Consider the following 682-nt stretch of genomic DNA (forward strand, 5'->3'; position numbering starts at 1 on the left):
TGAATCCTGAGATGGACAAGATCTCCACCGCTGTCACCGTGTGTGTGCGTGCCTTCTCAGACCTCCCTGGTCCGACCTACTTCTCACTTGCTCTGCCGTCACAAGACAATGGTTTTGTAATTTGGAAAGTAAAACAAACGTATAGCTTAAGTGTGTTGGGACAGGTAACTCACTTTTTGGACTTCGTACAGGATAATCCCAATGGCTGGAATTCAGTGTGTGTCACCTGGGATTCTATCACAGGACTCGCTCAGTTCTGGGTCAATGGATTCCCGAGCTCACGGAAAGGATGCAAGGCCGGAAGTTCTTTAACCGGCACTCCAAAAATCATACTGGGTCAAGAGCAAGACAGTTACGGTGGAGGTTTTGACATTAAAGCTGCATTTGTCGGGATGCTGACTGATGTGCACATGTGGGACTCTGTTCTGTCTCCTGGCCAGATCGCGCATTATTCACATGGTGGGCAGTTTAAGCCAGGCAACGTTATCAACTGGAACTCACTAGACTATAGTATAAATGGGTATGTGATTGTTGAAAGTAAGGAAACTTCATATAAGGTCTGTAACTCACATAATGTTTAGCCTCTAGATTAAATACATGAACAGATGTAGTACAGAAAACCCACCATGTCCATGCACACAGACATTTCATTCATAGAAGGCCGCACTACAGTCGTATGTAT

1 protein-coding gene is annotated in these 682 nt (G+C 45.2%); it reads left to right on the top strand.

Annotated elements, in window-relative coordinates:
* Positions 1-581, top strand: a 581-nt coding sequence (locus tag GFJ41_RS17830) for a LamG-like jellyroll fold domain-containing protein (protein ID WP_170075987.1), incomplete at its 5' end; no start/stop codon positions are given.
* Positions 582-682: the final 101 nt, after the last annotated feature.

It is taken from the genome of Paraclostridium dentum, assembly GCF_012922555.1.
GTDB lineage: Bacteria > Bacillota > Clostridia > Peptostreptococcales > Peptostreptococcaceae > Paraclostridium > Paraclostridium dentum.